Origin of the sequence: Knoellia locipacati (genome assembly GCF_007992835.1) — a bacterium.
GTDB lineage: Bacteria > Actinomycetota > Actinomycetes > Actinomycetales > Dermatophilaceae > Knoellia > Knoellia locipacati.
Genome location: NZ_BKBA01000001.1, coordinates 1 through 22035, shown reverse-complemented (window position 1 = coordinate 22035; position 22035 = coordinate 1). Strand labels below are relative to the sequence as shown.

Annotated in this window: 21 protein-coding genes and 1 tRNA gene; 13 read left to right on the top strand and 9 right to left on the bottom strand. The window is 72.2% G+C overall.

The window, feature by feature from the left end:
- Window positions 1-8 precede the first annotated feature (8 nt).
- Window positions 9-1136 (top strand): glutamate 5-kinase, encoded by a 1128-nt coding sequence (gene proB, locus KLO01_RS00110; protein ID WP_147061511.1) that lies wholly within the window; start codon window positions 9-11, stop codon window positions 1134-1136.
- A gap of 41 nt (window positions 1137-1177) precedes the next feature.
- Here the strand turns inward: proB and KLO01_RS00105 are convergent, their stop codons facing one another.
- Window positions 1178-2095 (bottom strand): DMT family transporter, encoded by a 918-nt coding sequence (locus KLO01_RS00105; RefSeq protein WP_147061510.1) that lies wholly within the window; start codon window positions 2093-2095, stop codon window positions 1178-1180.
- Window positions 2096-2215: 120 nt separating this feature from the next.
- A complete protein-coding gene (gene pdxY / locus KLO01_RS00100; protein WP_147061509.1) occupies window positions 2216-3079 on the bottom strand; it encodes a pyridoxal kinase PdxY in 864 nt (287 codons plus the stop codon).
- 69 nt (window positions 3080-3148) lie between these two features.
- Here pdxY and KLO01_RS00095 point away from each other — a divergent pair, with 69 nt between their 5' ends.
- A complete protein-coding gene (locus tag KLO01_RS00095) occupies window positions 3149-4441 on the top strand; it encodes a glutamate-5-semialdehyde dehydrogenase (RefSeq protein WP_147061508.1) in 1293 nt (430 codons plus the stop codon).
- A 9-nt stretch (window positions 4442-4450) separates the two neighbouring features.
- Here the strand turns inward: KLO01_RS00095 and KLO01_RS00090 are convergent, their stop codons facing one another.
- Together KLO01_RS00090 and KLO01_RS00085 are read right to left on the bottom strand one after the other, a co-directional pair.
- Window positions 4451-4972 (bottom strand): hypothetical protein, encoded by a 522-nt coding sequence (locus KLO01_RS00090; RefSeq protein ID WP_147061507.1) that lies wholly within the window; start codon window positions 4970-4972, stop codon window positions 4451-4453.
- Window positions 4969-5931 carry a glycosyltransferase family 2 protein gene (locus KLO01_RS00085; protein WP_147061506.1) on the bottom strand — a complete coding sequence of 321 codons (963 nt, stop codon included), beginning with the start codon at window positions 5929-5931 and terminating at the stop codon, window positions 4969-4971. The genes KLO01_RS00090 and KLO01_RS00085 overlap by 4 nt, the downstream gene beginning before the upstream one ends.
- Before the next feature lie 509 nt (window positions 5932-6440).
- Between KLO01_RS00085 and KLO01_RS00080 the strand changes: the two genes are divergently transcribed.
- The 6 genes from KLO01_RS00080 to KLO01_RS00055 all read left to right on the top strand — a co-directional run bounded on the left by KLO01_RS00080 (window position 6441) and on the right by KLO01_RS00055 (window position 9278).
- On the top strand, window positions 6441-6677 hold the full coding sequence (locus KLO01_RS00080) for a hypothetical protein (protein WP_147061505.1): 237 nt from the start codon (window positions 6441-6443) through the stop codon (window positions 6675-6677).
- A 26-nt stretch (window positions 6678-6703) separates the two neighbouring features.
- Complete coding sequence (nadD, locus tag KLO01_RS00075) at window positions 6704-7327, top strand: nicotinate-nucleotide adenylyltransferase (RefSeq protein WP_246135974.1); 624 nt, start codon at window positions 6704-6706, stop codon at window positions 7325-7327.
- Window positions 7314-7694, top strand: a complete 381-nt coding sequence (gene rsfS / locus KLO01_RS00070) for a ribosome silencing factor (RefSeq protein ID WP_147061504.1) — start codon at window positions 7314-7316, stop codon at window positions 7692-7694. The genes nadD and rsfS overlap by 14 nt, the downstream gene beginning before the upstream one ends.
- Complete coding sequence (locus tag KLO01_RS00065; RefSeq protein WP_246135973.1) at window positions 7691-8371, top strand: histidine phosphatase family protein; 681 nt, start codon at window positions 7691-7693, stop codon at window positions 8369-8371. The genes rsfS and KLO01_RS00065 overlap by 4 nt, the downstream gene beginning before the upstream one ends.
- Window positions 8372-8448: 77 nt before the next feature.
- Window positions 8449-8521: transfer RNA gene (locus KLO01_RS00060), tRNA-Ala, on the top strand.
- Window positions 8522-8609: 88 nt separating this feature from the next.
- Window positions 8610-9278: a hypothetical protein gene (locus KLO01_RS00055; protein ID WP_147061503.1), complete on the top strand. Its 669-nt coding sequence runs from the start codon at window positions 8610-8612 to the stop codon at window positions 9276-9278.
- Between the two features lie 30 nt (window positions 9279-9308).
- On the opposite strand, the gene KLO01_RS00050 is transcribed toward KLO01_RS00055, so the two are convergent.
- From KLO01_RS00050 to KLO01_RS00035, 4 genes are read right to left on the bottom strand one after another with little or no spacing between them, the layout of a single operon-like run.
- Window positions 9309-10130 carry a dienelactone hydrolase family protein gene (locus tag KLO01_RS00050; protein WP_147061502.1) on the bottom strand — a complete coding sequence of 274 codons (822 nt, stop codon included), beginning with the start codon at window positions 10128-10130 and terminating at the stop codon, window positions 9309-9311.
- Between the two features lie 26 nt (window positions 10131-10156).
- On the bottom strand, window positions 10157-10756 hold the full coding sequence (locus KLO01_RS00045; protein ID WP_147061501.1) for a DNA-3-methyladenine glycosylase I: 600 nt from the start codon (window positions 10754-10756) through the stop codon (window positions 10157-10159).
- Entirely contained in the window at window positions 10753-11238 is a 486-nt protein-coding gene (locus KLO01_RS00040; RefSeq protein WP_147061500.1) for a hypothetical protein, read from the bottom strand. Before KLO01_RS00040 ends, KLO01_RS00045 begins: the two co-directional genes overlap by 4 nt.
- 1 nt (window position 11239) lies before the next feature.
- On the bottom strand, window positions 11240-12376 hold the full coding sequence (locus tag KLO01_RS00035) for a metallophosphoesterase (RefSeq protein ID WP_147061499.1): 1137 nt from the start codon (window positions 12374-12376) through the stop codon (window positions 11240-11242).
- A 172-nt stretch (window positions 12377-12548) separates the two neighbouring features.
- Between KLO01_RS00035 and ppdK the strand changes: the two genes are divergently transcribed.
- The 3 genes from ppdK (at window position 12549) to KLO01_RS00020 (ending at window position 17626) form a co-directional block, all read left to right on the top strand.
- Window positions 12549-15257: a pyruvate, phosphate dikinase gene (gene ppdK / locus KLO01_RS00030; protein WP_147061498.1), complete on the top strand. Its 2709-nt coding sequence runs from the start codon at window positions 12549-12551 to the stop codon at window positions 15255-15257.
- A gap of 67 nt (window positions 15258-15324) precedes the next feature.
- Window positions 15325-16821 (top strand): flavin-containing monooxygenase, encoded by a 1497-nt coding sequence (locus KLO01_RS00025; protein ID WP_147061497.1) that lies wholly within the window; start codon window positions 15325-15327, stop codon window positions 16819-16821.
- 10 nt (window positions 16822-16831) lie between these two features.
- Window positions 16832-17626, top strand: a complete 795-nt coding sequence (locus KLO01_RS00020; RefSeq protein ID WP_147061496.1) for a deoxyribonuclease IV — start codon at window positions 16832-16834, stop codon at window positions 17624-17626.
- Between the two features lie 7 nt (window positions 17627-17633).
- On the opposite strand, the gene KLO01_RS00015 is transcribed toward KLO01_RS00020, so the two are convergent.
- Window positions 17634-18122 carry a methyltransferase family protein gene (locus KLO01_RS00015; protein ID WP_186827859.1) on the bottom strand — a complete coding sequence of 163 codons (489 nt, stop codon included), beginning with the start codon at window positions 18120-18122 and terminating at the stop codon, window positions 17634-17636.
- A gap of 52 nt (window positions 18123-18174) precedes the next feature.
- Between KLO01_RS00015 and KLO01_RS00010 the strand changes: the two genes are divergently transcribed.
- Both KLO01_RS00010 and leuS read left to right on the top strand, forming a co-directional pair.
- Window positions 18175-18663: a DUF4396 domain-containing protein gene (locus KLO01_RS00010; protein ID WP_147061494.1), complete on the top strand. Its 489-nt coding sequence runs from the start codon at window positions 18175-18177 to the stop codon at window positions 18661-18663.
- A gap of 175 nt (window positions 18664-18838) precedes the next feature.
- Entirely contained in the window at window positions 18839-21754 is a 2916-nt protein-coding gene (gene leuS, locus KLO01_RS00005; RefSeq protein ID WP_147061493.1) for a leucine--tRNA ligase, read from the top strand.
- The last annotated feature ends 281 nt before the right edge of the window (window positions 21755-22035 follow it).

Below are 22035 nucleotides of genomic sequence, written 5' to 3'. Positions count from 1 at the left end.
GGTCGCCGGTGGGCACTGAGGCGGTGCTGCGCGCCGCCGTCGGCGACGCACGCCGGGTCGTCGTCAAGGTCGGCTCGTCCTCGCTCACCGGTCCCGGTGGCGGGGGCATCGACGAGGCCCGGCTCGTGGCGCTTGTCGACCATCTCGCCTCGGTGCGGGCGCGCGGGGGAGAGGTCGTCCTCGTCTCGTCGGGTGCCATCGCCGCAGGTCTCGGCCCGCTCGGGCTGGGAGCCCGTCCGCGCGACCTCGCGACCCAGCAGGCGGCGGCGTCCGTGGGCCAGGGTGCGCTCGTCGCGGCCTATGCGCGCGCGTTCGCCCGTCACCAGCTCACCGTCGGGCAGGTGCTCCTCACCGCCGACGACGTCACCCGGCGCACCCACTACACCAACGCCCGGCGCACGCTGACCCGTCTGCTCGACCTCGGCATCGTCCCGGTCGTCAACGAGAACGACACGGTCGCGACCCACGAGATCCGCTTCGGTGACAACGACCGCCTCGCCGCGCTCGTCTCGCACCTCGTCGGCGCCGACGCCCTCGTGCTCCTCACCGACGTCGACGCGCTCTACGACGGTCCGCCGTCGCGCCCCGGCTCGTCGCGGATCTCCGCGGTCCTGCGCCCCGAGGACCTCGACGGCGTCGAGATCGGCGGCACCGGCTCGTCGGTCGGCAGCGGCGGCATGTCCACCAAGGTGGAGTCGGCCGGCATCGCGGGGGCGGCCGGCATACCGACCGTCCTGTCGCGCCTCGCGGACGCGGGACGAGCGCTGGGAGGTGAGGACGTCGGCACGGTCTTCGCTCCCCAGTCCCGCTCGCGGGCCTCACGCCAGCTGTGGATCGCGCACGCCACGACGCCTCGCGGACGGCTCATCGTCGACGAGGGGGCCGTCACGGCGCTGACGAAGCGGCGGACGTCGCTGCTGCCCGCCGGCATCGTCGAGGTGCGCGGGACGTTCGTCGGAGGCGACCCGGTCGACGTGTGCGCTCCCGACGGCCGCGCGGTGGCACGCGGACTCGTCAACTACAGCTCGGGGGAGCTGCCCCCGATGCTCGGGCGCACGACCCACGACCTGGCCAGAGACCTCGGCGCGGCCTACGAGCGCGAGGTCATCCACCGCGACGACCTCGTCCTCCTCTGACCCCACAGGGACTCGCCCGGCGGAGTGCCGTCCCTCTGGCGTCAGGCCGGCACCTGCTCGGTGGCGGCCGCGGTGCGCGCCCTGGACGCCGGTCCCCGCCAACGGGTGAGCAGCACGCCGAGGACGCAGAGGGCCCCGCCCACATAGGCCGTGCTCGCCGGCAGCTCGCCGAGGAACGCCCATCCCAGAGCCGTGGCGATGACGGGCACGAGGAAGGTCGTGAGCGCCAGCTTGCCCGCGTCGTTGCGGGAGAGCGCCCAGCCCCAGGTCGAGAAGGCGATGGCCGTCGGGAAGATGCCGAGGTAGGCGATGAGCGCCAGCGTCCCCGGTGTGGCGGTGCGGGCCGTCGTCACGAGGTCGCCGGCCCACGGGAGGCAGACGACGGCGCCGATGACGCACGCGAGGAAGGTGACCTCGAGGGACGGCAGCCGCGACAGCAGGGGCTTCTGGGTGATCACGCCGGCGCCGTAGGTCACGGCGGCCAGCGCCGCCAGGAGCACCCCGCCGACGTCGACCGACGCCCGGCCGGAGCCGCCGAGCCCGATAACCGCGACCCCCGCGAAACCGATCGCCGCACCGACCACGAGCCAGCGGGTCAGCGGCTCGCCGAGGAACACCGCTGCCAGCAGGGCGACGATGATCGGCCCGACCTGGACGAGCATCGCCGCGGTGCCGGCGTCGATCCGCTGCTCGGCGGCGTTGAGCGCCACGTTGTAGACCCCGAACCAGAGCACGCCGCACGAGAGCAGCAGTGGCAGGTCGCGGCGCGTCGGCCACCGCCGCGGGCGGCGCAGCACCATGAGACCGAGGACGAGGGCGGCGACGAGCAGGCGCCCGAGCGAGAGGGCCCCGGGGGAGACGCTGCCACCGAGGTGGCGGATCGCGACGAAGGCCGAGGCCCACAGGAGGAGGGTGACGGCGACGGCGCCGAGGGCGAGCCGGCGTTCGGTGGGGTGCATGCGGGGAAGCCTAGGGAGCAGCTCGCGCCACCCGACAGGCGGCAGGATGCCGACCTTCGTCGAATACCTGCCACGTGAGAGAGGTGCGTGTCGCCCGGCCCGGCCACGGGAGCGAGCGGCTCAGCGCAGCTGCTGGACCTCGAACTGCATCCGCGGCTCGGCGATCTCCTGCTGCGACTGCACGAGCTGGAGCTCGCGGGCACCCGAGTCGAGCGTGCGCTGGAGCAGGTCGAAGACGCTCGACACCGTGCGTCCGAGCGCGACGCCCGCGTCGCCGGTGTCGAGCAGGTGCGCGGTGAAGAGGGCGGCGGTGACGTCGCCCGACCCGTTGGCCTTCATCGGCAGCTGCGGCGTCTGGACGATCCAGGCGGAGTCGCCGTCGACGGCGAGCATCTCGATCGTGCCCTCGGGGCGGTCGGGTCGCAGCACCGACGTCACGAGGACCGTCGAGGGGCCCATGGCCCGGGCGAGCTCGACTGAGGCGAGGGTGTCCTCGAGGCTCTCCGGCTCGGTCTCGGTGAGGAAGCCGAGCTCGAACTGGTTGGGCGTGATGAGGTCGGCCTGGGGCACGACCCGCTCGCGCAGCAGGACGGGGATGGCCGGGTGGACGAAGCATCCGGACTTGGCGTTGCCCATGACCGGGTCGCAGGCATAGATCGCCGAGGGGTTCGCGGCCTTGACCCGCGCGACGGCGTCGAGGATGACGTCGCCGATCTCCTCGCCGCCCTGGTAGCCCGAGAGCACCGCGTCGATCGCGGGCATGGCCTCGCGCTCCTCGATGCCGGTGATGACCTCCCGCACGTCGTCGGCGGGCAGGAGCGGGCCGCGCCAGGCGCCGTAGCCGGTGTGGTTGCTGAAGTGCACCGTGTGCACGGGCCAGACCTCGACGCCGAGGCGCTGCAGCGGGAAGACGGCGGCGCTGTTGCCGACGTGGCCGTAGGCGACCGAGGACTGGATGGAGAGGATCGTCGTCACGCCCGCCATCCTCCCACTCCCGCGGCGCTCCCTGAGATGCCCGTGTGCCGTCCGCCTCCCTCGACCTACGCTTGTGCCATGGCCGCCGCACCGCTCTCCTCGCTCGACCCGGCCGACATCGAGCGCGTCACCGACCTCGCGACCCGGGCGCGCGAGGCCTCCCGCCGGCTCGTCCTGCTCAGCCGGGCCGACAAGGACGACGCGCTGCACGCGATGGCCGACGCCCTCGACGCGGCGAGCGCCGACGTCGTCGCCGCCAACACCGAGGACGTCGAGCGTGGCCGCGCGAGTGGCATGGCCGAGGGGCTCGTCGACCGGCTCACGCTCACGCCCGAGCGGGTCGCGGCCGTCGCCACGGCCCTGCGGGACATCGCCGCCCTGCCCGACCCCGTGGATGAGGTGGTGCGTGGCTCGACGCTCGCCAACGGGCTCCAGATTCGCCAGGTCCGCGTGCCGATGGGCGTCGTCGGGATGATCTACGAGGCCCGGCCCAACGTCACCGTCGACGCGGCCGGTCTCGGGCTCAAGTCCGGCAACGCCGTCATCCTGCGCGGTGGCTCGGCGGCGCAGTCGACCAACCGGGCCCTCGTCTCCGTCATGCGTGGCGCGCTCGAGGCGCAGGGCCTGCCCGCCGACGCGATCGGGCTCCTCGAGGGTGGCCGTGACGCCGTGCGCGCGCTCCTCACGGCCCGCGGCCAGGTCGACCTCATCATCCCGCGCGGTGGCGCCGGCCTCATCCAGACGGTCGTCACCGAGTCGACCGTGCCGGTCATCGAGACCGGGGTCGGCAACTGCCACGTCTACGTCGACTCCGCCGCCGACCTCGACAAGGCGCTCGCGATCGCGGTCAACGCCAAGACCCACCGGCCGAGCGTGTGCAACGCCGCCGAGACCCTCCTCGTCCACGAGTCGCTGACCGGGGAGTTCCTGCCCAAGGTCCTCGCCGAGCTCTCCGGTGCCGGCGTCACTCTTCACACCGACCCGGCGGCCGGGAGCGCGGCCGAGGCGGCCGGCATACCGCACGTCGCCGCGACCGACGAGGACTGGGACACCGAGTACCTCGCCCTCGAGATGGCCGTCGGCGTCGTCGCCGACCTCGACGCCGCGCTCGCCCACATCCGGGCGCACACGAGCGGTCACACCGAGGCGATCGTCACCGAGGACCGGTCCGCGGCGCGACGGTTCACGACCGAGGTCGACGCGGCCGCCGTCATGGTCAACGCGTCCACCCGCTTCACCGACGGCGGCGAGTTCGGCTTCGGGGCCGAGATCGGCATCTCCACGCAGAAGCTCCACGCCCGCGGGCCGATGGCCCTGCCCGAGCTCACGACGACCAAGTGGATCGTCGAGGGCGACGGCCAGATCCGCTGACCGATCAGCTCAGCGGGTGACCCTCAGGGTGCGCAGGACCTGCTCGCACACCGTGCGGGAGCGGCCGGCGTCGGCCCCGACGGGGCACACCACCATGAAGAGGTGGCCGGCCTCGACCCTGGCCCTCCCGGCGACGAGGGTCGTGTCCTGACCGTCGCTCGTGGGGTCGATCCGGGCCGCGGGCAGACCGTCGACGGTGACCCGCACGGCGCCGGGCACGGTGACGTCGGGGTTGGCGAGCAGGTCGACCGGGGTGCCCTCGATCGGGTTGGGCGGGAGGAAGGACACCGTCGCGGCCTCCTCGGCGGCCATGCCCGGGCTCGTGACGCGCACGCAGTCGCCCTCGTCGGACTCGCACGGCAGTGTCCGCCAGCCCTGCGGGATCGAGAAGGTCAGTGACCCCTCCGGCGTCGCGGCGGCCACCTGGGACGACGACGGTCCGCCGTCCCGCCCGAGGACGAGCCAGGCGCCGAGCGCGAGCGCGACGACCGTGAGCACCGCCACGACGCCGAGCACCAGGCGTCGCCTCACCGGTGCGAGTCGAGCTGGTCGAGCGAGTCGTGGGCGATGAAGTAGGTCGGGCGGGCCTGCATCACGGCATACATCCTGCCGACGTACTCGCCGAGGATGCCGAGCGCGAGCAGCTGGACGGCGCCGACGGCCGAGACGATGACGACGGTCGAGGTCCAACCGGGCAGGGCGTGCCCGATGAGGCGGGCGATCACGGCATACACGAGGACACCGAGCGCGGCGAGACCGCCGAGCAGACCCAGCCACGTCGCGAACCGCAGCGGGGCGTGCGAGAAGCCGGTGACCGAGTCGACCGAGAGCCGGATCATCTTGGCGAGGGGGTACTTCGACGTGCCCGCCGCGCGGACCTCGCGGGTGTAGCCGACCGAGCCCGACGGGAACCCCAGACCCGGCACGACGAAGCGCAGCACCCGGTTGTGCTCGGGGAGCGAGTTGATGGCGTCGACGGTCGCGCGCGACATGAGGCGGTAGTCGCCGGCGTCGACGGGGGCGTCGATGGCACCGAGTCTGCGGATCGAGCGGTAGAAGAGCCCGGCGCTCCAGCGCTTGAACGCCGTGTCGGTCGAGCGGTCCTCGCGCACGCCGTAGACGACGTCGACGTGGTCCTCACGGGCGATCCGCAGCATCTCGGCGATGACCTCGGGCGGGTCCTGCAGGTCGGCGTCGAGGGTGACGACGTAGTCGCCACGCGCCCGGTGCAGCCCCGCCGAGATGGCGGCCTGGTGGCCGGCGTTGGCCCGCAGCCTGACGATCCGCAGCTGCGCCCACTCGCGCCGCAGGCGCTCGAGGATGACCGGGGTCGCGTCGCTGCTCCCGTCGTCGACGGCGACGACCTCGTATGCCGTGTCCAGCCCGTCCGCGAGCGGGCGCAGCCGCTCGACGAGCAGGGGGAGGACGGCCTCCTCGTTGAACATCGGGATGACGATGCTCAGCGTGACGGTGGGGGCGGGCGTGGGCATGGGGATCAGCGTAGGCGGCGCACGTGCCGCCACGAGGTCCGGACACCACCGAAGGCCCCCGACGTATGAGATCGGGGGCCTTCAGCGTGGGGCTAGCCCGTCAGTTGAGCCGGTCGTTCCCGACGGGCGAGCCCGTCGAGGGGGCCACGCGACAGTGGCGTCGTCCCGGCTGGACCGGGATGAACTTCGACTCTGGCCGTCGGCCGCGGTGTGCCCCGCGATGTCGCTCGCGACTGGGGGTGCAAGCCCCCATCCGCCCCGGTGACCGGGTTCGGTGGCACAGCCGTTCTCCTTCGACCCGACTTCTGCCCTGGCCGCGAGTGCCCGAGCAGTTGTTCGTGGGGGACTGTCTATCGCCGAATGTGCTTGCGGCGCAAGACGATCCGCGACTTTCTCGGTGAGCGGGGAGTCTCGCGCGTGTCGTCCACAGGTTCGGGCCCGCGCCCACGCTCCCATGCACAGGCCTGTGGACGGCGCCGGTGGACAACGGTGGCGGTAGGCTGCATCCCATGACGTCGCACGCCGCCCGTGTCCTCGCCGAGGAAGCCGCCGCCCACGAGCTCCCGGGTCCGCCCTGGGCCTTCGGTGTCACTGCCCTCGTGATCTTCGCCCTGCTGCTCCTCGTGACGTGGTCCTTCCGCGGCACGGCCCAGAAGCACACGCCGCCGGACGAGCACAACGACCACCACTCGACCGAGCTCGCGCACGCGCACGGCGGCACGATGCACGACCAGGGTCACCACTGAGCACTGCCCGACGTCGTCTGGGCGTGATGGGTGGGACCTTCGACCCGATCCACCACGGCCACCTCGTCGCTGCCTCGGAGGTCCAGTCGCTCTTCGACCTCGACGAGGTCATCTTCGTGCCGACCGGCGAGCCCTGGCAGAAGGCCGACAAGGTCGTCAGCGAGGCCGAGCACCGCTACCTCATGACCGTGGTCGCGACGGCGTCCAACCCCCACTTCCTCGTGAGTCGCGTCGACGTCGACCGTGAGGGCCCTACCTACACCATCGACACCCTGCGCGACCTGCGCGCCCAGCACCCCGACGACGAGCTCTTCTTCATCACCGGTGCCGACGCGCTCGCCCAGATCCTGTCGTGGAAGGACGTCGACGAGCTCTGGGAGCTCGCGCACTTCATCGGCGTCACCCGGCCCGGCTACGAGCTGTCCGAGTACGGCCTGCCCGAGGACCGCGTCACCCTCCAGGAGGTGCCGGCCATGGCGATCAGCTCCACCGACTGCCGCGACCGCGTCTCCGACGGCGAGCCGGTCTGGTACCTCGTGCCGGACGGTGTCGTCCAGTACATCAACAAACACCACCTGTATGCCGGTGGGCCGGGCTCCGCGTCCGGCTCACCGTCCCCCTTGGACGAGGAGTCCCGTGCCAGCCACTGACCGTTCCCTCGAGCTCGCTCGCGCCGCCGCCCACGCGGCCGCCGAGAAGCTCGCCACCACCATCGTCGGCATCGACGTGAGCGAGCAGCTCGCGATCACCGACGTCTTCGTCATCGCCTCGGCCGAGACCGAGCGCCAGGTCGGCGCCATCGTCGACGAGGTCGAGGACTCGCTGCGAGAGATGGGGTCCAAGCCGGTGCGCCGCGAGGGCCAGCGCGACGGACGCTGGGTGCTCATCGACTTCGGTGACATCGTCGTCCACGTCCAGCACGACGAGGAGCGCGAGTTCTACGAGCTCGAGCGCCTCTGGAAGGACTGCCCCGAGGTCGACCTGGGCGCCGTGGGCACCGAGCAGGGCGGCCGGTGACCACCGGTCCCAACGAACGCCAGATGAGGGGCGACGCCCCGCGCCGCCTCATCGTGCTCCGCCACGGCGAGACGACCCACAACGCCGCCGGCATCTGGCAGGGGCAGATCGACGCGCCGCTGTCCGAGCGCGGGGTGGGCCAGGCCGAGGCTGCCGCCCGCGCCCTCGCGGCCTTCGGGCCCGTTCGCGTCGTCGCCTCGGACCTGTCCCGAGCGGCCGTGACGGGCGAGACGGTCGCGCGGGTCGACGGCATACCCTTCTCGACCGACGAGCGCTTCCGCGAGATCCACGCGGGCGCCTGGCAGGGGCTCACGGGCGACGAGGTCCGTGCGGGCTACCCCGAGGACATGGACCGGATGCTGCGCGGCGACGACTTCCGGCGCGGGGGCACCGGCGAGTCGGTGGCCGACGTCGCCGAGCGGTGTCGCGCCGGTGTCGACGCGCTGCTCGACGAGCTCGAGCCGGGGGAGTGCGCGGTCGTCGCGACGCACGGTGTCGCCGGGAGGGCCCTCGCGGCCGACCTCGTCGGGATCGACCAGCGCACCTCGTGGCTGGCGCTCGGTGGGCTGGGCAACTGCCACTGGGCCGAGCTCGTCGAGGGCCGCGCAGGGTGGCGGATCCAGACGTGGAACCAGTCCGCGGCAACGGCTGTGGCCCGCGGCGACGGGCTCGCCTGACCCCGATTTGGTGGCACGGCAGCGACCGGTTTAGACTTCCGCAGTCCCCGCAAGGGGGCGTCCCACCGGGGCAACTCGGGGCATTGGCGCAGTTGGTAGCGCGCTTCCATGGCATGGAAGAGGTCAGGAGTTCGAATCTCCTATGCTCCACCGCACGACGAAGGGCCGGACACGCACCGTGTCCGGCCCTTCGTCGTTTCTGCCTGCCCGCAGGCCCGTGCGAGAGGACACTCGACCCATGGCCGCGGACGACGAGGGGCCGCTGGAAAAGCACCGGCCCCGGCCCGAGCTGGCGACGATGCTCGCCACCGAGCACTGGAGCCTGCTCGGCACCCGCTCGATGACGTGGAGCGAGATCATGAGCCGGATCTCGATCCTCCTCACGGTGATGTCGGCGCTGCTCGTCGTCCTCGCGCTCTTCGCCCAGGGCGAGGGCTTCGACCGGTCGCTGCTGCCGCTCGCCGTCTGCTTCGCCGCCGCCTCGCTCATCCTGGGCTCGCTCACGGCTCTGCGGGTGGGTCTGGCGAGCCAGGAGGACGCCCAGCTCATCCGGGGGATGAACCGGCTGCGAGCGGCCTACGTCGAGCTGGCACCGGAGATCGAGCCCTACCTCACCGCGTCGACGCGCGACGACCAGAGCGGCCTCATGGCGACCTACACCCTCGGCAGCCGCCGGCCGATGCTCGTGCACATCGTCGGCTCGACGACGTTCTTCGTCATCGTCGTCAACGCCCTCGTGGCCGGAGCGCTCGGCGCGCTGGTCGGGGCGCTCGCCTCGACGGCGGGCTGGGTCGTCGCGGGGAGCGGGGTGCTCGCGGGCCTGGTCTGGTTCGCAGTGCAGGTGGAGGTCTCACGTCGGCTCTTCGGGCGACCCATGACGGACGTCCGCTTCCCGACCCGGGACTGAGCGCAGACGAGCGGGCACTCAGCCCCGCGCTCAGCCCCCGGGCAGCAGCCGCGTCCGGAAGAGGTCGAGGACCCGGTCGAGGGCCTCCCGGGTGGGTTCGCCGGGGACGTCGACGAGGTGCTCGGTGAGGGTCGAGTGGGGCGCCATGACCCCGTCGGGGTTGGCCGACCCGTCCGGCAGCGGGATCGCGACGAACCCGTCGCCGAGCACACGATCCAGGAAGGCGAACCGCTCCGGCGGCGCGAGGCGGTCACCCTCGAACCGCAGGCCGAGCACCGTGAGCCCGGCGGCGCACCGTGCGGCCACCACGGCCAGCTCCTCCGGTGAGGTGTCGATCGACCGCCTCTGCCACGGCGTGAGCCCGAGCGGGAGCGACGGCTGGGCGAGGACCGGGGCGAGCACGCGCTCGTCGGTCGCCATCGCGAGGGCGAAGCCACCCGTGACGCACATCCCGACGGCGCCGACGCCGGGCCCGCCGCACCTCTGGTGCTCGGCGGCCGCGAGGTCGCGCAGCCACGGCACGACGGGGGAGGTGCGACCGGTGGCCAGCAGGGTGAACTCGCGACTCACGCAGATCCGGGCGCCGGCCCGCGCCATGGCCGTGGCCGACCCCAGGCGCCCGGCGGAGTCGGGGTTCGGGTCGTGCCCGACCGTGCCGAAGAGCACCGGCAGGACGACGGTCAGCCCGAGGTCGCGCACCCGCCGGGCGAAGTCGAGCACCTTGGGGGTGACACCCGGGATCTCGGCGATGACGATGACGGCGGGGCCGCTGCCGGAGCGGAGGATCTCGTGCGTCACGCCACGACGGGTGAAGTCCTCACGGGCGAAGTCGGCGTGCGGGTCGTCGCTCACCCACCGGAGCCTGCCACGGCCGGTGCTCAGCCGGGCCAGATTCCCGAGGTGCCGCGGCGGTGCGAGTCGAGCAGGTGCGTGTCGACGATGCCGATGGCCTCCATGAGCGCAAACATCGTCGTCGGCCCGACGAACGTGAAGCCCTTGCGCTTGAGGCCCTTCGACAGCGCGATGGACTCGGCGGACGTCGTCGGGACGTCCGCGTGGGTGCGTGGCCGGGGCGTCTGCGCCGGCCGGAACGACCACACGTATGCCGCGAGGTCACCGTCGGGGTCCTCGCGCAGTCCCAGCGTGGCCCGGGCGTTCTGGATCGTCGCGAGCACCTTGGCGCGGTTGCGGACGATGCCGGCGTCGGCCATGAGGCGCTCGACGTCGGCGTCCCCGAACCCGGCGACGGCCTCGGGCGCGAAGTCCGCGAAGGCCTCGCGGAACGCCGGACGCTTGCGCAGGATCGTGGCCCACGAGAGCCCCGACTGGAAGGCCTCGAGCGACAGCCGCTCGAAGACCCCGCGCTCGTCGCGCACGGGCATGCCCCACTCGGTGTCGTAGTAGTCGCGCAGCATCGGGTCGACCGACGCCCAGGTGGGGCGCGCCAGCCCGTCGTCCCCGACGACGACCTCGCTCACGCGATGTCCTGGCGCGCGTCGACGACCGCCTCGACGAACTCGTGCGGGTCGGCCACCGACAGGCCGAGCCGGCCACCGCGGTGCACGAGCGTGGCCATGGGCCCGCCGACGCGGTAGGCCCACTTGCCACGGCCCTCCCAGCGCAGGCCCCAGCCGTAGCCGACACCGCCCACGTGGTCACCCGCGCCGACGTCGGTGACGTCGCCGATCCGGATCGTGCGTGAGGCCAGCGGGTAGCCCACCCGCACCTCGTCGCGCGTCACGGTCACCGTCACCGGGCCCCGGGCGATGAGCCACCCCAGGCCGACGAGCGCCACGAGGGCGAGCGCTCCCAGCGCGAGGGACCAGCCGCCCATCGACGCGACGAGCAGCCCCACGAGCACGCCGACCGCCGCGACGACTGCGCCGACGACGACGAGCGGGGTGCTCGGTCGGACGACGGAGCGGTAGAGCGGCCCACTGAGGGCCGTGGGGTCGGTCATGTCAGCCTCTCTTCAGCGTGATGAGGGGGATCTCGGGTGTGGCCGCGATGCGCACGGGAGGCCCCCACGTCCCCGCGCCCCGGCTCGTGATGACCGGGACGCCGTCGACGACGGCGAAGCCCTCCACCATGGGCTGCTGGAGCGGCACGAGCAGGTTGAACGGCCAGACCTGTCCACCGTGCGTGTGACCGGAGAGCTGCAGGTCGACCCCGCGACCGCTCGACACCTCGGCCATGACCGGCTGGTGCGCGACATACAGGGTGAACGCGTCGGCGGTGCCCTCGAGTGCCCGGCCGGGGTCGGGGGCGAAGTCGCCCGTCCCCTCGCGGTCGTGCACGCCGGCGACCCGGATCGTCTCCGCGCCCCTGCTCAGGACCTCGGAGGAGTTGGACAGGACGGTGATCCCGAGGCGCTTCCACTCGGCGACCCAGTCGGCGGTCGAGCCGGTGTACATCTCGTGGTTTCCGGTCACCGCGAACACTCCGAGCGGCGCCTCGAGGTCAGCGAGCGGGGTGATCTCGGCGCGGTGCCGCTCGAACGGCGCGTCGACGACGTCGCCGGAGAGCACGACGAGGTCGGGCTTCGCGGCGTTGACGCGGTCGACGACCGTGCGCGCGAAGTCCGAGCCGTGGACCACACCGGCGTGCAGGTCGGTCACGAGCGCGACCGTCGTCCCGTCGAAGGCCTGCGGCAGCTGCGCCGAGGTGTGCGACGTGCGCGTGATCGTGGGGTCGCTCGCCTCGACCGCCCCGTATGCCGTCGCGCCCAGGGCCGCGACCGCGGCCAGGGGGGCGGTGACCCGGTTGAACCGGCGCAGCAGCGGGGCCCGGCGCTCGCGCGCGGTGACGAGCCAGAGGGCGAGGGCGCCGAGCTGCGTCGCCGCGAGCGCGAGCGAGAGGTAGAGCGCGACGACGAGCCACGACAGGGCCACCGCCGCGACCGGCCTGGTGTCGTCGGCGGTGCCCCAGCGCAGGCCGCCCGCGGCCGTGACCACGGCGAGAGCCGTGAGGGACACGAGGACGAGCGTCACGGCATACCTCCACCGCGTCTGCCACCCCGGCGCGACGACGAGCCGCCGGTGCAGCCAGAAGGTGAGGAGCCCGACGAGGGTCAGGGCGATGAGGAGGAAGGGCAGCACGCAGGGGTCCCGGGGGTCGGTGGAGGGGGCCTCATGCTCGCACGCACGGATGGGGGCGGCCCACAGGAGTCCGGGGAGCGGCTCGGTCCGCAGGCGAAGGCGGGCCCTTGGTCCTCATGGGGCCGGCGCTCGGCTTCCTAGCGTGGTGGCAGGACCCGAGTGAGGAGACGCGATGGCGAAGTACGTGTACCGGTTCAGCGAGGGCGACATGGGGCAGAAGGACCTGCTCGGGGGCAAGGGCGCCAACCTCGCCGAGATGGCGCGGATCGGGTTGCCCGTGCCGCCCGGCTTCACCATCACGACCGAGGCGTGCCGTGCGTTCATGCGTGACGGCCAGGTCCCGCCCGAGCTGCGCGTCGAGGTGACGATGGCGCTGCGCGAGATCGAGGACACGCTGGGGCGGCGCCTCGGTGACTTCCACGACCCGCTGCTCGTGTCGGTGCGCTCGGGGGCGAAGTTCTCGATGCCGGGGATGATGGAGACGGTGCTCAACGTCGGGCTCAACGACGCGTCGGTCAAGGGGCTCGCGGAGTTCTCCGGGGACGAGCGGTTCGCGTGGGACTCCTACCGCCGGCTCATCCAGATGTTCGGCAAGACCGTCCTCGACATCGACGGCGAGCTCTTCGCGGGGGCGCTCGAGGCCCGCAAGCGCGCCGTGGGCGCCACGAGCGACGTCGACCTCACCGCCGACGACCTGCGCGAGGTCGTGACGGCGTTCAAGCAGATCGTCCTCGAGGCCTCGGGGCGCGAGTTCCCGCAGCACCCCCGCGAGCAGCTCGAGATGGCGATCGCGGCGGTCTTCGGGTCGTGGGACACCGAGCGGGCCCGGCTCTACCGGCGCCGCGAGCGGATCTCCAACGACCTCGGCACCGCGGTGAACGTCATGACGATGGTGTTCGGCAACCTCGGCGAGACGTCCGGGACGGGCGTCGCCTTCACCCGCGACCCCTCGACCGGGCACGCGGGCATCTATGGCGACTACCTCGCCAACGCCCAGGGCGAGGACGTCGTGGCCGGCATCCGCAACACCCTCCCGCTCGCGCAGCTCGAGACGATCGACCCGACGTCGTATGCCGCGCTGCTCCAGGCGATGCGCCGGCTCGAGACGCACTACCGGGACCTCTGCGACATCGAGTTCACGATCGAGCGCGGCACCCTGTGGATGCTCCAGACGCGCGTGGGCAAGCGCACGGCCGCGGCGGCGTTCCGGGTCGCGACCCAGCTCGTCGACGAGAACCTCATCACGATGGACGAGGCGATCTCGCGCACCACCGGTGCCCAGCTCTCGCAGCTGCTCTTCCCGCAGTTCGACGCCGATGCCCCCAAGGAGCTCGTGACCACCGGGCTGGCCGCCTCGCCCGGTGCCGCCGTCGGCGAGATCGTGCTCGACAACGCCGAGGCCCTCGAGCGCACCCGTGCGGGGGCCGACGTCGTGCTCGTCCGTCGCGAGACCAACCCCGACGACCTGCAGGGGATGATCGTCGCCACCGGCGTGCTCACCGCGCGTGGTGGCAAGACCTCCCACGCGGCGGTCGTGGCGCGCGGGATGGGGACGACCGCGGTCGTCGGCGCGGAGGCGCTCGACGTCGACCTCGACGCCCGTGAGGTCCGCGTGGACGGTCGGGTGCTCCGGCCGGGCGACGTCATCGCGCTCGACGGCAGCACCGGCGAGGTCTTCCTCGGCGACGTGCCGGTCATCGACTCGCCGGTCATGCGCTACGTCTCCGACGGGCTCGAGGCAGGACTGGCGGCGTGCGGTGACGAGGCCATGGTCGAGCTGCTGCGCTCGGTCGACCGTGTCATGACCCACGCCGATGCCACCCGGCGGATGGGGGTGCGGGCCAACGCCGACACCGCCGAGGATGCGCGGCGTGCGCGCGCCAGGGGAGCGGAGGGCATCGGGCTGTGCCGGACCGAGCACCAGTTCCTCGGGGAGCGCCGCGAGTGCATCGAGCGCGTCGTGCTCGCGGAGGGGGAGGCCGAGCGCGGTGCGGCGATCGAGGCACTGCTGCCGCTGCAGCGCGATGACTTCGTCGAGCTGCTGGACGCGATGGACGGGCTGCCGACGACCATCCGCCTCCTCGACCCACCCCTGCACGAGTTCCTCCCGGACCTCACCGAGCTGGCCGTCTCGGTGGCGCTGGCCGACGCCGACGGCGGCGCGGACCTTCGGGACGTGGCCCTGCTCGCCGCGGTGCGGCGGATGCACGAGCAGAACCCGATGCTCGGGCTGCGCGGTGTCCGGCTCGGGCTCAAGATCCCCGGGCTGTTCGCCCTGCAGATCCGGGCCGTCGCCGAGGCGACCGTGGAGCTGCGGCGGGCCGGCCGGGACCCCCGGCCCGAGATCATGGTCCCGCTGGTCGGCTCGGTGCGTGAGCTCCAGCTCGTGCGCGACGAGGCGGAGGCGATCCTCGCCGAGGTGGGTGCCGCGGCCGGGCTCGAGCTCGCCCTGCCCATCGGCTGCATGATCGAGCTGCCCCGGGCCGCGCTCACCGCCCGTCGCATCGCCGAGGCCGCCGACTTCTTCTCGTTCGGCACCAACGACCTCACCCAGACGACCTGGGGCTTCTCGCGCGACGACGTCGAGGGCGCGTTCTTCGCCGACTACCTCGAGAACGGCGTGCTGACGATCTCCCCGTTCGAGACCCTCGACGCCGACGGGGTCGGTGCGCTCGTCGCCACGGCGGTCTCCGGTGGCCGGGCGACCAAGCCGGGTCTGCACATGGGGGTGTGCGGCGAGCACGGGGGAGACCCCGAGTCGATCCACTTCTTCCACGACGCCGGGCTCGACTACGTCTCGTGCAGCCCGTTCCGGGTCCCCATCGCCCGGCTCGAGGCCGGTCGGGCCGCGGCACTCACCCGCGAGGACACCACCGCCTGAGGTCGAGGGAGGGCGGGCCCGCGTGGTTGCATGTGGGCTGACCAGGAGCCGGACCGGGAGGAGCGCGATGCCCAGCCTCGACGTCGACGTCCTCATCGTCGGAGCGGGACTCTCGGGTGTGGGCGCCGCGTGCCGCCTGACCCAGCTGGCCCCCGACCGATCGTTCGCCGTCCTCGAGTCCCGGGAGGCCAGCGGGGGCACGTGGGACCTCTTCCGCTACCCCGGGATCCGCTCCGACTCCGACGTCTCCACGTTCGCCTACCCGTTCCGTCCGTGGACCGGTCGAGACGTGCTGGCCTCCGGCGAGAACATCCGCACCTACATCCGCGACACGGCCCGCGAGTTCGGGGTGCTGGACCGCATCCACCACGACCAGCGGGTCGTCTCGGCCTCGTGGTCCTCCGCCTCGGCCCGCTGGACGGTGAGGGCCGAGACGGCGCACGGCCTGGTCGAGCACACCGCGTCCTTCCTCTACCTCTGCACCGGCTACTTCTCCTACGACACCGGGCACGTCGTCGACTTCCCCGGGCGCGCGGACTACGACGGGCCGATCATCCACCCGCAGTTCTGGCCCGAGGCGTTCGAGCCCGAGGGCAAGCGCATCGTCGTCATCGGCTCGGGGGCGACCGCCGTGACGCTCGTTCCCGCGCTCGCGGACCGGGGCGCCGAGCACGTGACGATGCTCCAGCGCAGCCCCACCTACATCCTCCCGCTGCCCGGCCGCGACCGGATCGGCGACGGTGTGCGCCGGGTGCTGCCGGAGCGGGCCGCGCTGCGGGTCATCCGCGCCAAGAACGTCGTCCAGAACGTCGGGCTCTACGAGCTGTCGAAGCGCTTCCCCGGGACGGTCCGCAAGGGGCTCGCCCGGCTCAACACCGCTCTGGTCGGCGCCGACGCCGTGCGGCAGCACTTCACCCCCACCTACGACCCCTGGGACCAGCGCCTGTGCGTCGTCCCCGACGGCGACTTCTTCTCGGCGATGCGCTCGGGTGAGGTCTCGGTCGTCACCGACACCGTCGACACCTTCACCCGGACCGGGATCCGGCTCACCGGCGGTGAGGAGCTCGAGGCCGACGCCGTCGTCACGGCGACCGGGCTCCGGGTCGAGGTCGCGGGCGGCATCCGGTTCGCCGTCGACGGTGAGACCTTCGCGCCCAGCGACCGCTTCTTCTACAAGGGCGCGATGTTCGGCGGGGTGCCCAACCTCGCCGTATGCCTGGGCTACACGAACAACTCGTGGACCCTGCGTGCCGACCTCACGTCGCGGTTCGTCTGTGCGGTGCTCGCGCACCTCCGCGACACGGGGACGGCGACGGCCACCCCTGTCCTCGACACCGACCTCGAGGAGGGGACGCCGCCCTTCGAGCTGTCCTCGGGCTATGTCGAGCGCGCCCGCCACCTCCTGCCCAAGCAGGGTGTCCGCGCGCCGTGGACCGTCCGCCAGAACTACTTCCACGACCTCCGGCTCATGTCGCCGCGGCGGGTCGACGACGGCACGCTGGCGTTCGCGGCACTCCCGGTGCGGACCCCGGCGCTCGCCCCGGCTGACGGTGGGGCTTCCTAGACTGGTCGGCATGTCGCTGACCATCGGAGCCCACGTCGACCAGACCGACCCCCTCGCGGAGGCCGCGGCCCGCGGGACGACGCTCGTCCAGTTCTTCCTCGGCGACCCCCAGGGCTACAAGGGCCCGGAGATTCGGTATGCCGGGGGAGCCGACGGTCTTCGTGCCGACGCCGAGGCCGCCGGGGTCGCCCTCTACGTCCATGCGCCCTACGTCATCAACGTGGCGACGACCAACAACCGCATCCGGATCCCGTCGCGCAAGCTGCTCCAGCAGCACGTCGACGCGGCGGCCTCGATCGGGGCCAAGGGCCTCATCGTCCACGGTGGTCACGTCGGCAAGGGGGACGACCCGGAGGTCGGCTTCGACAACTGGCGCAAGGCCGTCGAGGCGACCGACCTCAAGCTGCCGCTGCTCCTCGAGAACACCGCCGGTGGTGACAACGCCATGGCCCGCTACCTCGACCGCATCGCCAAGGTGTGGGACGCCATCGGGTCCGCCTCGCAGGCCGACCAGGTCGGGTTCTGCCTCGACACCTGTCACGCGCACGCGGGCGGCAACGCGCTCGACACCGTCGTCGACGACGTCCTCGCGATCACCGGCCGGATCGACCTCGTCCACTGCAACGACAGCCGCGACGCCTTCGACTCCGGCGCCGACCGCCACGCCAACTTCGGCGCGGGCGAGATCGACGCCGACCTCCTCGCCGGGGTCGTCCGCTCGGCCGGTGCGCCGGTGGTCTGCGAGACCCCCGGCGGCGCCGACGAGCACAAGGCCGACTTCGCCTGGCTGCGCGAGCGGCTCTGACGCCCGGTCAGAGCCAGCGGCGCACCCGCGCGGCATACGACGTGTACTCGTCCCCGAACTCGCGGGTGAGGAAGCGCTCCTCGGGCACGATCGCGCCCCAGTGCAGCAGGCCCGCGGCGACCGGGAGCAGCAGCAGGCTCCACGCCGACGGGGCCAGCAAGGCGACGCCGAGGTGGAGCGCGAGCAGCCCGACGTAGAGCGGGTTGCGGGACACCGCGAACGGCCCCTCGGCGAGGATCGTCGACGTCGGCTGCCCCGGCAGCAGACCGGTCCGGTGCCGGCCGAAGAGCGCGAGCGCCCACCCGTTCCAGACCACGAACGCGACGACGAGCGCCCAGCCCGCGGGGACCCTCCACCCACCGAGGTCGACCGGGTCACCCACCGCGCCCGTCAGCAGCAGGCCGACGAGCAGCGGGCCGCCGACGGCGACCGGTGGCCACAGCCGGAACCCGACGACCCGGCCGTCACCCCGCTCGGCGTCCCGCGGACTCGACATGCTGCGAGCGTAGAGTGGGAACATACCCATGGGGGGTATAGTTGAGAGCGTCATGAGCAGTCCTACGCCACATGCGCACGAGCACACCCACCAGCAGCCCTTGACGGGCAGCTGGTCCCAGGCAGCGAGCGCCACGCTGCACTGCCTCACGGGGTGCGCCATCGGCGAGGTCCTGGGGCTGGCGATCGGCACCGCGCTCGGCCTGTCCACCCTGACGACGATCGTCCTGGCCGTCGTGCTCGCGTTCGTCTTCGGCTACGGCGTGACGATCACCCCGGTGCTCCGCGCCGGAGTGCCGCTCGCCACCGCCCTCGGTGTCGCCTTCGCCGCCGACACGGTCTCGATCACCGTCATGGAGGTCATCGACAACCTCGTCGTCCTCGTCGTCCCCGGCGCCATGGACGCCGGCCTGGGCAGCTGGCTGTTCTGGGGCTCGCTGGCCTTCGCGCTCGCGGTGGCCTTCGTCGTCACGGTGCCGGTCAACCGGTGGCTCATCGGCCGGGGCAAGGGGCACGCCGTCGTCCACCAGTACCACCACTGAGCGACCCGCAGACGAGGGACGGTGCTGCGATACCCTGCACGCATGGCAGGGCTGCAGCTTCTTCCGCAGCCGCGCTGACCGTCCGACCCGGACGTCACCGCGGCCAACCCCTCCTGCGCGAGGGGTTTTTTCGTGGGCAGCCCATGTCTGAGGACACCGATGAGGCAAGGATGAGATGAGCGAGACGGCGCACCGCTACACGGCCGAGCTGGCCGACCAGATCGAGCTGGCCTGGCAGGACCGCTGGGAGGCGAACGGCACCTTCGACGCGCCGAACCCCTCCGGCCCCTTCGCCGACCCCGACAAGGTCGCCTCCTACTCGGGCGGGCACATGCTCGTCCTCGACATGTTCCCGTACCCCAGCGGGGCCGGCCTCCACGTCGGGCACCCGCTCGGCTACATCGCCACCGACGTCTTCTCGCGCTACCACCGCATGCTCGGCAAGAACGTCCTGCACTGCCTGGGCTACGACGCCTTCGGCCTGCCGGCCGAGCAGTATGCCGTCCAGACCGGTCAGCATCCGCGCGTCACCACCGAGGCCAACATCGTCATCATGGCCCGGCAGCTGCGCCGCCTCGGGCTGGGCCTGGACAACCGCCGGGCGATCCGCACGATGGACCCGGACTACTACCGGTGGACGCAGTGGATCTTCCTCAAGATCTTCAACGCCTGGTACGACCGGGACGCCCGGCGTCCCGACGGCGGGATGGGTCGGGCGCGCCCGATCAGCGAGCTCGTCGAGGAGTACGCCTCGGGCGCCCGTCCGCTGCCGGCCGACGACGGCCGTGGCTGGGCCGACCTCAGCAGCGTCGAGCAGGCCGGCATCGTCGACAGCCACCGCCTGGCCTACGCCTCCGAGGCGCCGGTGAACTGGGCCCCGGGCCTGGGCTCGGTCGTCGCCAACGAGGAGGTCACCAACGACGGCCGGTCCGAGCGCGGCAACTTCCCCGTCTTCAAGCGCAACCTGCGCCAGTGGATGATGCGCATCACCGACTACTCCGACCGTCTCGCGGACGACCTCGACCGGGTGCAGTGGCCCGACAAGGTCAAGGCCATGCAGCGCAACTGGATCGGCCGCAGCCACGGTGCGCGCGTCGCCTTCCCCGTGGTGGGTGCACCCGAGGGGTCGGAGCCGATCGAGGTCTTCACGACGCGTCCGGACACGCTGTTCGGCGCGACGTTCATGGTGCTGGCACCCGAGCACCCGCTGGTCGACTCGCTCGTGCCGGCAGGGGAGTGGGCGCCCGGGACGAACCCCGCGTGGACCGGTGGTGAGGCGACCCCGGAGGCCGCGGTCACGGCATACCGGCGGGCCGCCTCGCGCAAGAGCGACGTGGAGCGGCAGATCGAGGGCAAGGACAAGACCGGTGTCTTCACGGGCGCGTATGCCGTGAACCCCGCCACGGGCTCCGAGCTCCCGGTCTTCGTCGCCGACTACGTCCTCATGGGCTACGGCACCGGCGCCATCATGGCGGTGCCCGGGCAGGACGAGCGCGACTGGCACTTCGCCGACAACTTCGACCTGCCGAGGATCCGCACCGTGCAGCCGAGCGAGGGCCACCCCGAGGACGAGGCGTTCACGGGCGAGGGGCCGGCGATCAACTCGGCCAACGACTCGATCGACCTCAACGGCAAGCCGATCGCCGAGGCAAAGGCCGCGATGCTCGACTGGCTCGTCGAGCACGGCCACGGCGAGGCGACGGTGAGCTACAAACTGCGTGACTGGCTGTTCTCACGCCAGCGCTACTGGGGCGAGCCGTTCCCGATCCTCTTCGACAGCGACGGGGTCGCCCACGGTGTCCCCGAGTCGATGCTGCCCGTCGAGCTGCCGGAGGTCCCCGACTACAGCCCGCGCACCTTCGACCCCGACGACGCTGCGAGCGAGCCGGAGCCGCCGCTGGGACGCGTGTCCGAGTGGGTCGAGGTCGAGCTCGACCTGGGGGACGGGCGGGGTGTGCAGCCCTACCGCCGCGAGACCAACACGATGCCCAACTGGGCGGGCTCCTGCTGGTACTACCTGCGCTACCTCGACCCCGAGAACCGCGACGAGCTCGTGTCGGCGGCGACCGAGGAGTACTGGATCGGGCCCCGTGAGACCCCCGTCGAGGGGGCGCCGGCCGGCGCCGTCGACCCCGGTGGTGTCGACCTCTACATCGGTGGGGTGGAGCACGCGGTGCTGCACCTGCTCTACGCCCGGTTCTGGCACAAGGTGCTCTTCGACCTGGGGCACGTCTCGAGCGAGGAGCCGTTCCGGACCTACTTCTCGCAGGGCTACATCCAGGCGCCGGCCTACCGCGACGACCGCGGCCAGCCGGTCGAGGCCAGTGAGGTCGAGGAGGTCGTCGGGGACGCCGGTGAGGTCGCCTTCACCTGGCAGGGCCAGCCCGTGACCCGCGAGTTCGGCAAGATCGGCAAGTCGCTCAAGAACATGGTCTCTCCCGACGAGATGTATGCCGCCTATGGAGCCGACACGCTCCGGCTCTACGAGATGGGCATGGGGCCGCTGGACCAGAGCAAGCCGTGGGACACCCGCGCCATCGTCGGTTCGCAGCGCTTCCTCCAGCGGCTCTGGCGCAACGTGGTCGACGAGGAGACCGGGGAGGTCCGGGTCTCCGACGAGCCGGTCGACGACGCGACCTCGAGGGTGCTGCACCGCACGATCGACGCGGTGCGTCGCGACTACGACGAGCTCGGCTTCAACACGGCCATCGCCAGGCTCATCGAGCTCAACAACGCGCTGACCAAGCTCGATGCGGTGCCGCGTGCGGCAGCCGAGCAGCTGGTCCTCATGGTCGCGCCACTCGCTCCGCACATCGCGGAGGAGCTGTGGTCGCGGCTGGGTCACACGGAGTCGCTCACCCACGAGGACTTCCCCGTGGCCGACCCCGCGCTGCTCGTCGACGACTCGGTGACGTGCGTCGTGCAGATCAAGGGCAAGGTGCGCGACCGGATCGAGGTGTCCTCGGACATCACCGAGGACGAGCTGCGCCAGAAGGCACTGGCCCTGCCCAAGGTGGTCGAGGCGACGACCGGGGGAGTGCGCACGGTCATCGTGCGAGCCCCCAGGCTCGTCAACGTCGTGCCGCTCTGACGCTGCTGAGCGGGTCTTCGGCCCCGTTCTTCGCGACTCGTCGTCGCGGGGAACGGGGCCGTTGTCGTTGCGCAGGCCTCTGACCTGCACGAATGCGCCGATTTGGAAGTTCGGCGACATGTCCTCTACTGTTCTCGATGTCAGCCCGAAAGGGAGGAACGGACACCACGGTGCAGGGCTTGAGGCCCAGCGCGAAGTAGGCCGGTCCCAGGGTCTGACCCTGCAAGACCAAGACGGTGAGAGCCGGTTTGGGAGGCAGCCGAAAGGCTGCTAACGTAGGA

Bases quoted from the DNA above. Each gene is read 5' to 3' on its own strand.
- KLO01_RS00025 (WP_147061497.1), top strand. From the start codon at position 15,325: ATGCCCAGCCTCGACGTCGACGTCCTCATCGTCGGAGCGGGACTCTCG.
- leuS (WP_147061493.1), top strand. From the start codon at position 18,839: ATGAGCGAGACGGCGCACCGCTACACGGCCGAGCTGGCCGACCAGATC.
- KLO01_RS00020 (WP_147061496.1), top strand. From the start codon at position 16,832: ATGTCGCTGACCATCGGAGCCCACGTCGACCAGACCGACCCCCTCGCG.
- KLO01_RS00105 (WP_147061510.1), bottom strand. From the start codon at position 2,095: ATGCACCCCACCGAACGCCGGCTCGCCCTCGGCGCCGTCGCCGTCACC.
- KLO01_RS00080 (WP_147061505.1), top strand. From the start codon at position 6,441: ATGACGTCGCACGCCGCCCGTGTCCTCGCCGAGGAAGCCGCCGCCCAC.
- pdxY (WP_147061509.1), bottom strand. From the start codon at position 3,079: ATGGCGGGCGTGACGACGATCCTCTCCATCCAGTCCTCGGTCGCCTAC.
- KLO01_RS00040 (WP_147061500.1), bottom strand. From the start codon at position 11,238: ATGACCGACCCCACGGCCCTCAGTGGGCCGCTCTACCGCTCCGTCGTC.
- KLO01_RS00015 (WP_186827859.1), bottom strand. From the start codon at position 18,122: ATGTCGAGTCCGCGGGACGCCGAGCGGGGTGACGGCCGGGTCGTCGGG.
- nadD (WP_246135974.1), top strand. From the start codon at position 6,704: ATGGGTGGGACCTTCGACCCGATCCACCACGGCCACCTCGTCGCTGCC.
- KLO01_RS00010 (WP_147061494.1), top strand. From the start codon at position 18,175: ATGAGCAGTCCTACGCCACATGCGCACGAGCACACCCACCAGCAGCCC.
- KLO01_RS00095 (WP_147061508.1), top strand. From the start codon at position 3,149: ATGGCCGCCGCACCGCTCTCCTCGCTCGACCCGGCCGACATCGAGCGC.
- KLO01_RS00055 (WP_147061503.1), top strand. From the start codon at position 8,610: ATGGCCGCGGACGACGAGGGGCCGCTGGAAAAGCACCGGCCCCGGCCC.
- ppdK (WP_147061498.1), top strand. From the start codon at position 12,549: ATGGCGAAGTACGTGTACCGGTTCAGCGAGGGCGACATGGGGCAGAAG.
- KLO01_RS00085 (WP_147061506.1), bottom strand. From the start codon at position 5,931: ATGCCCACGCCCGCCCCCACCGTCACGCTGAGCATCGTCATCCCGATG.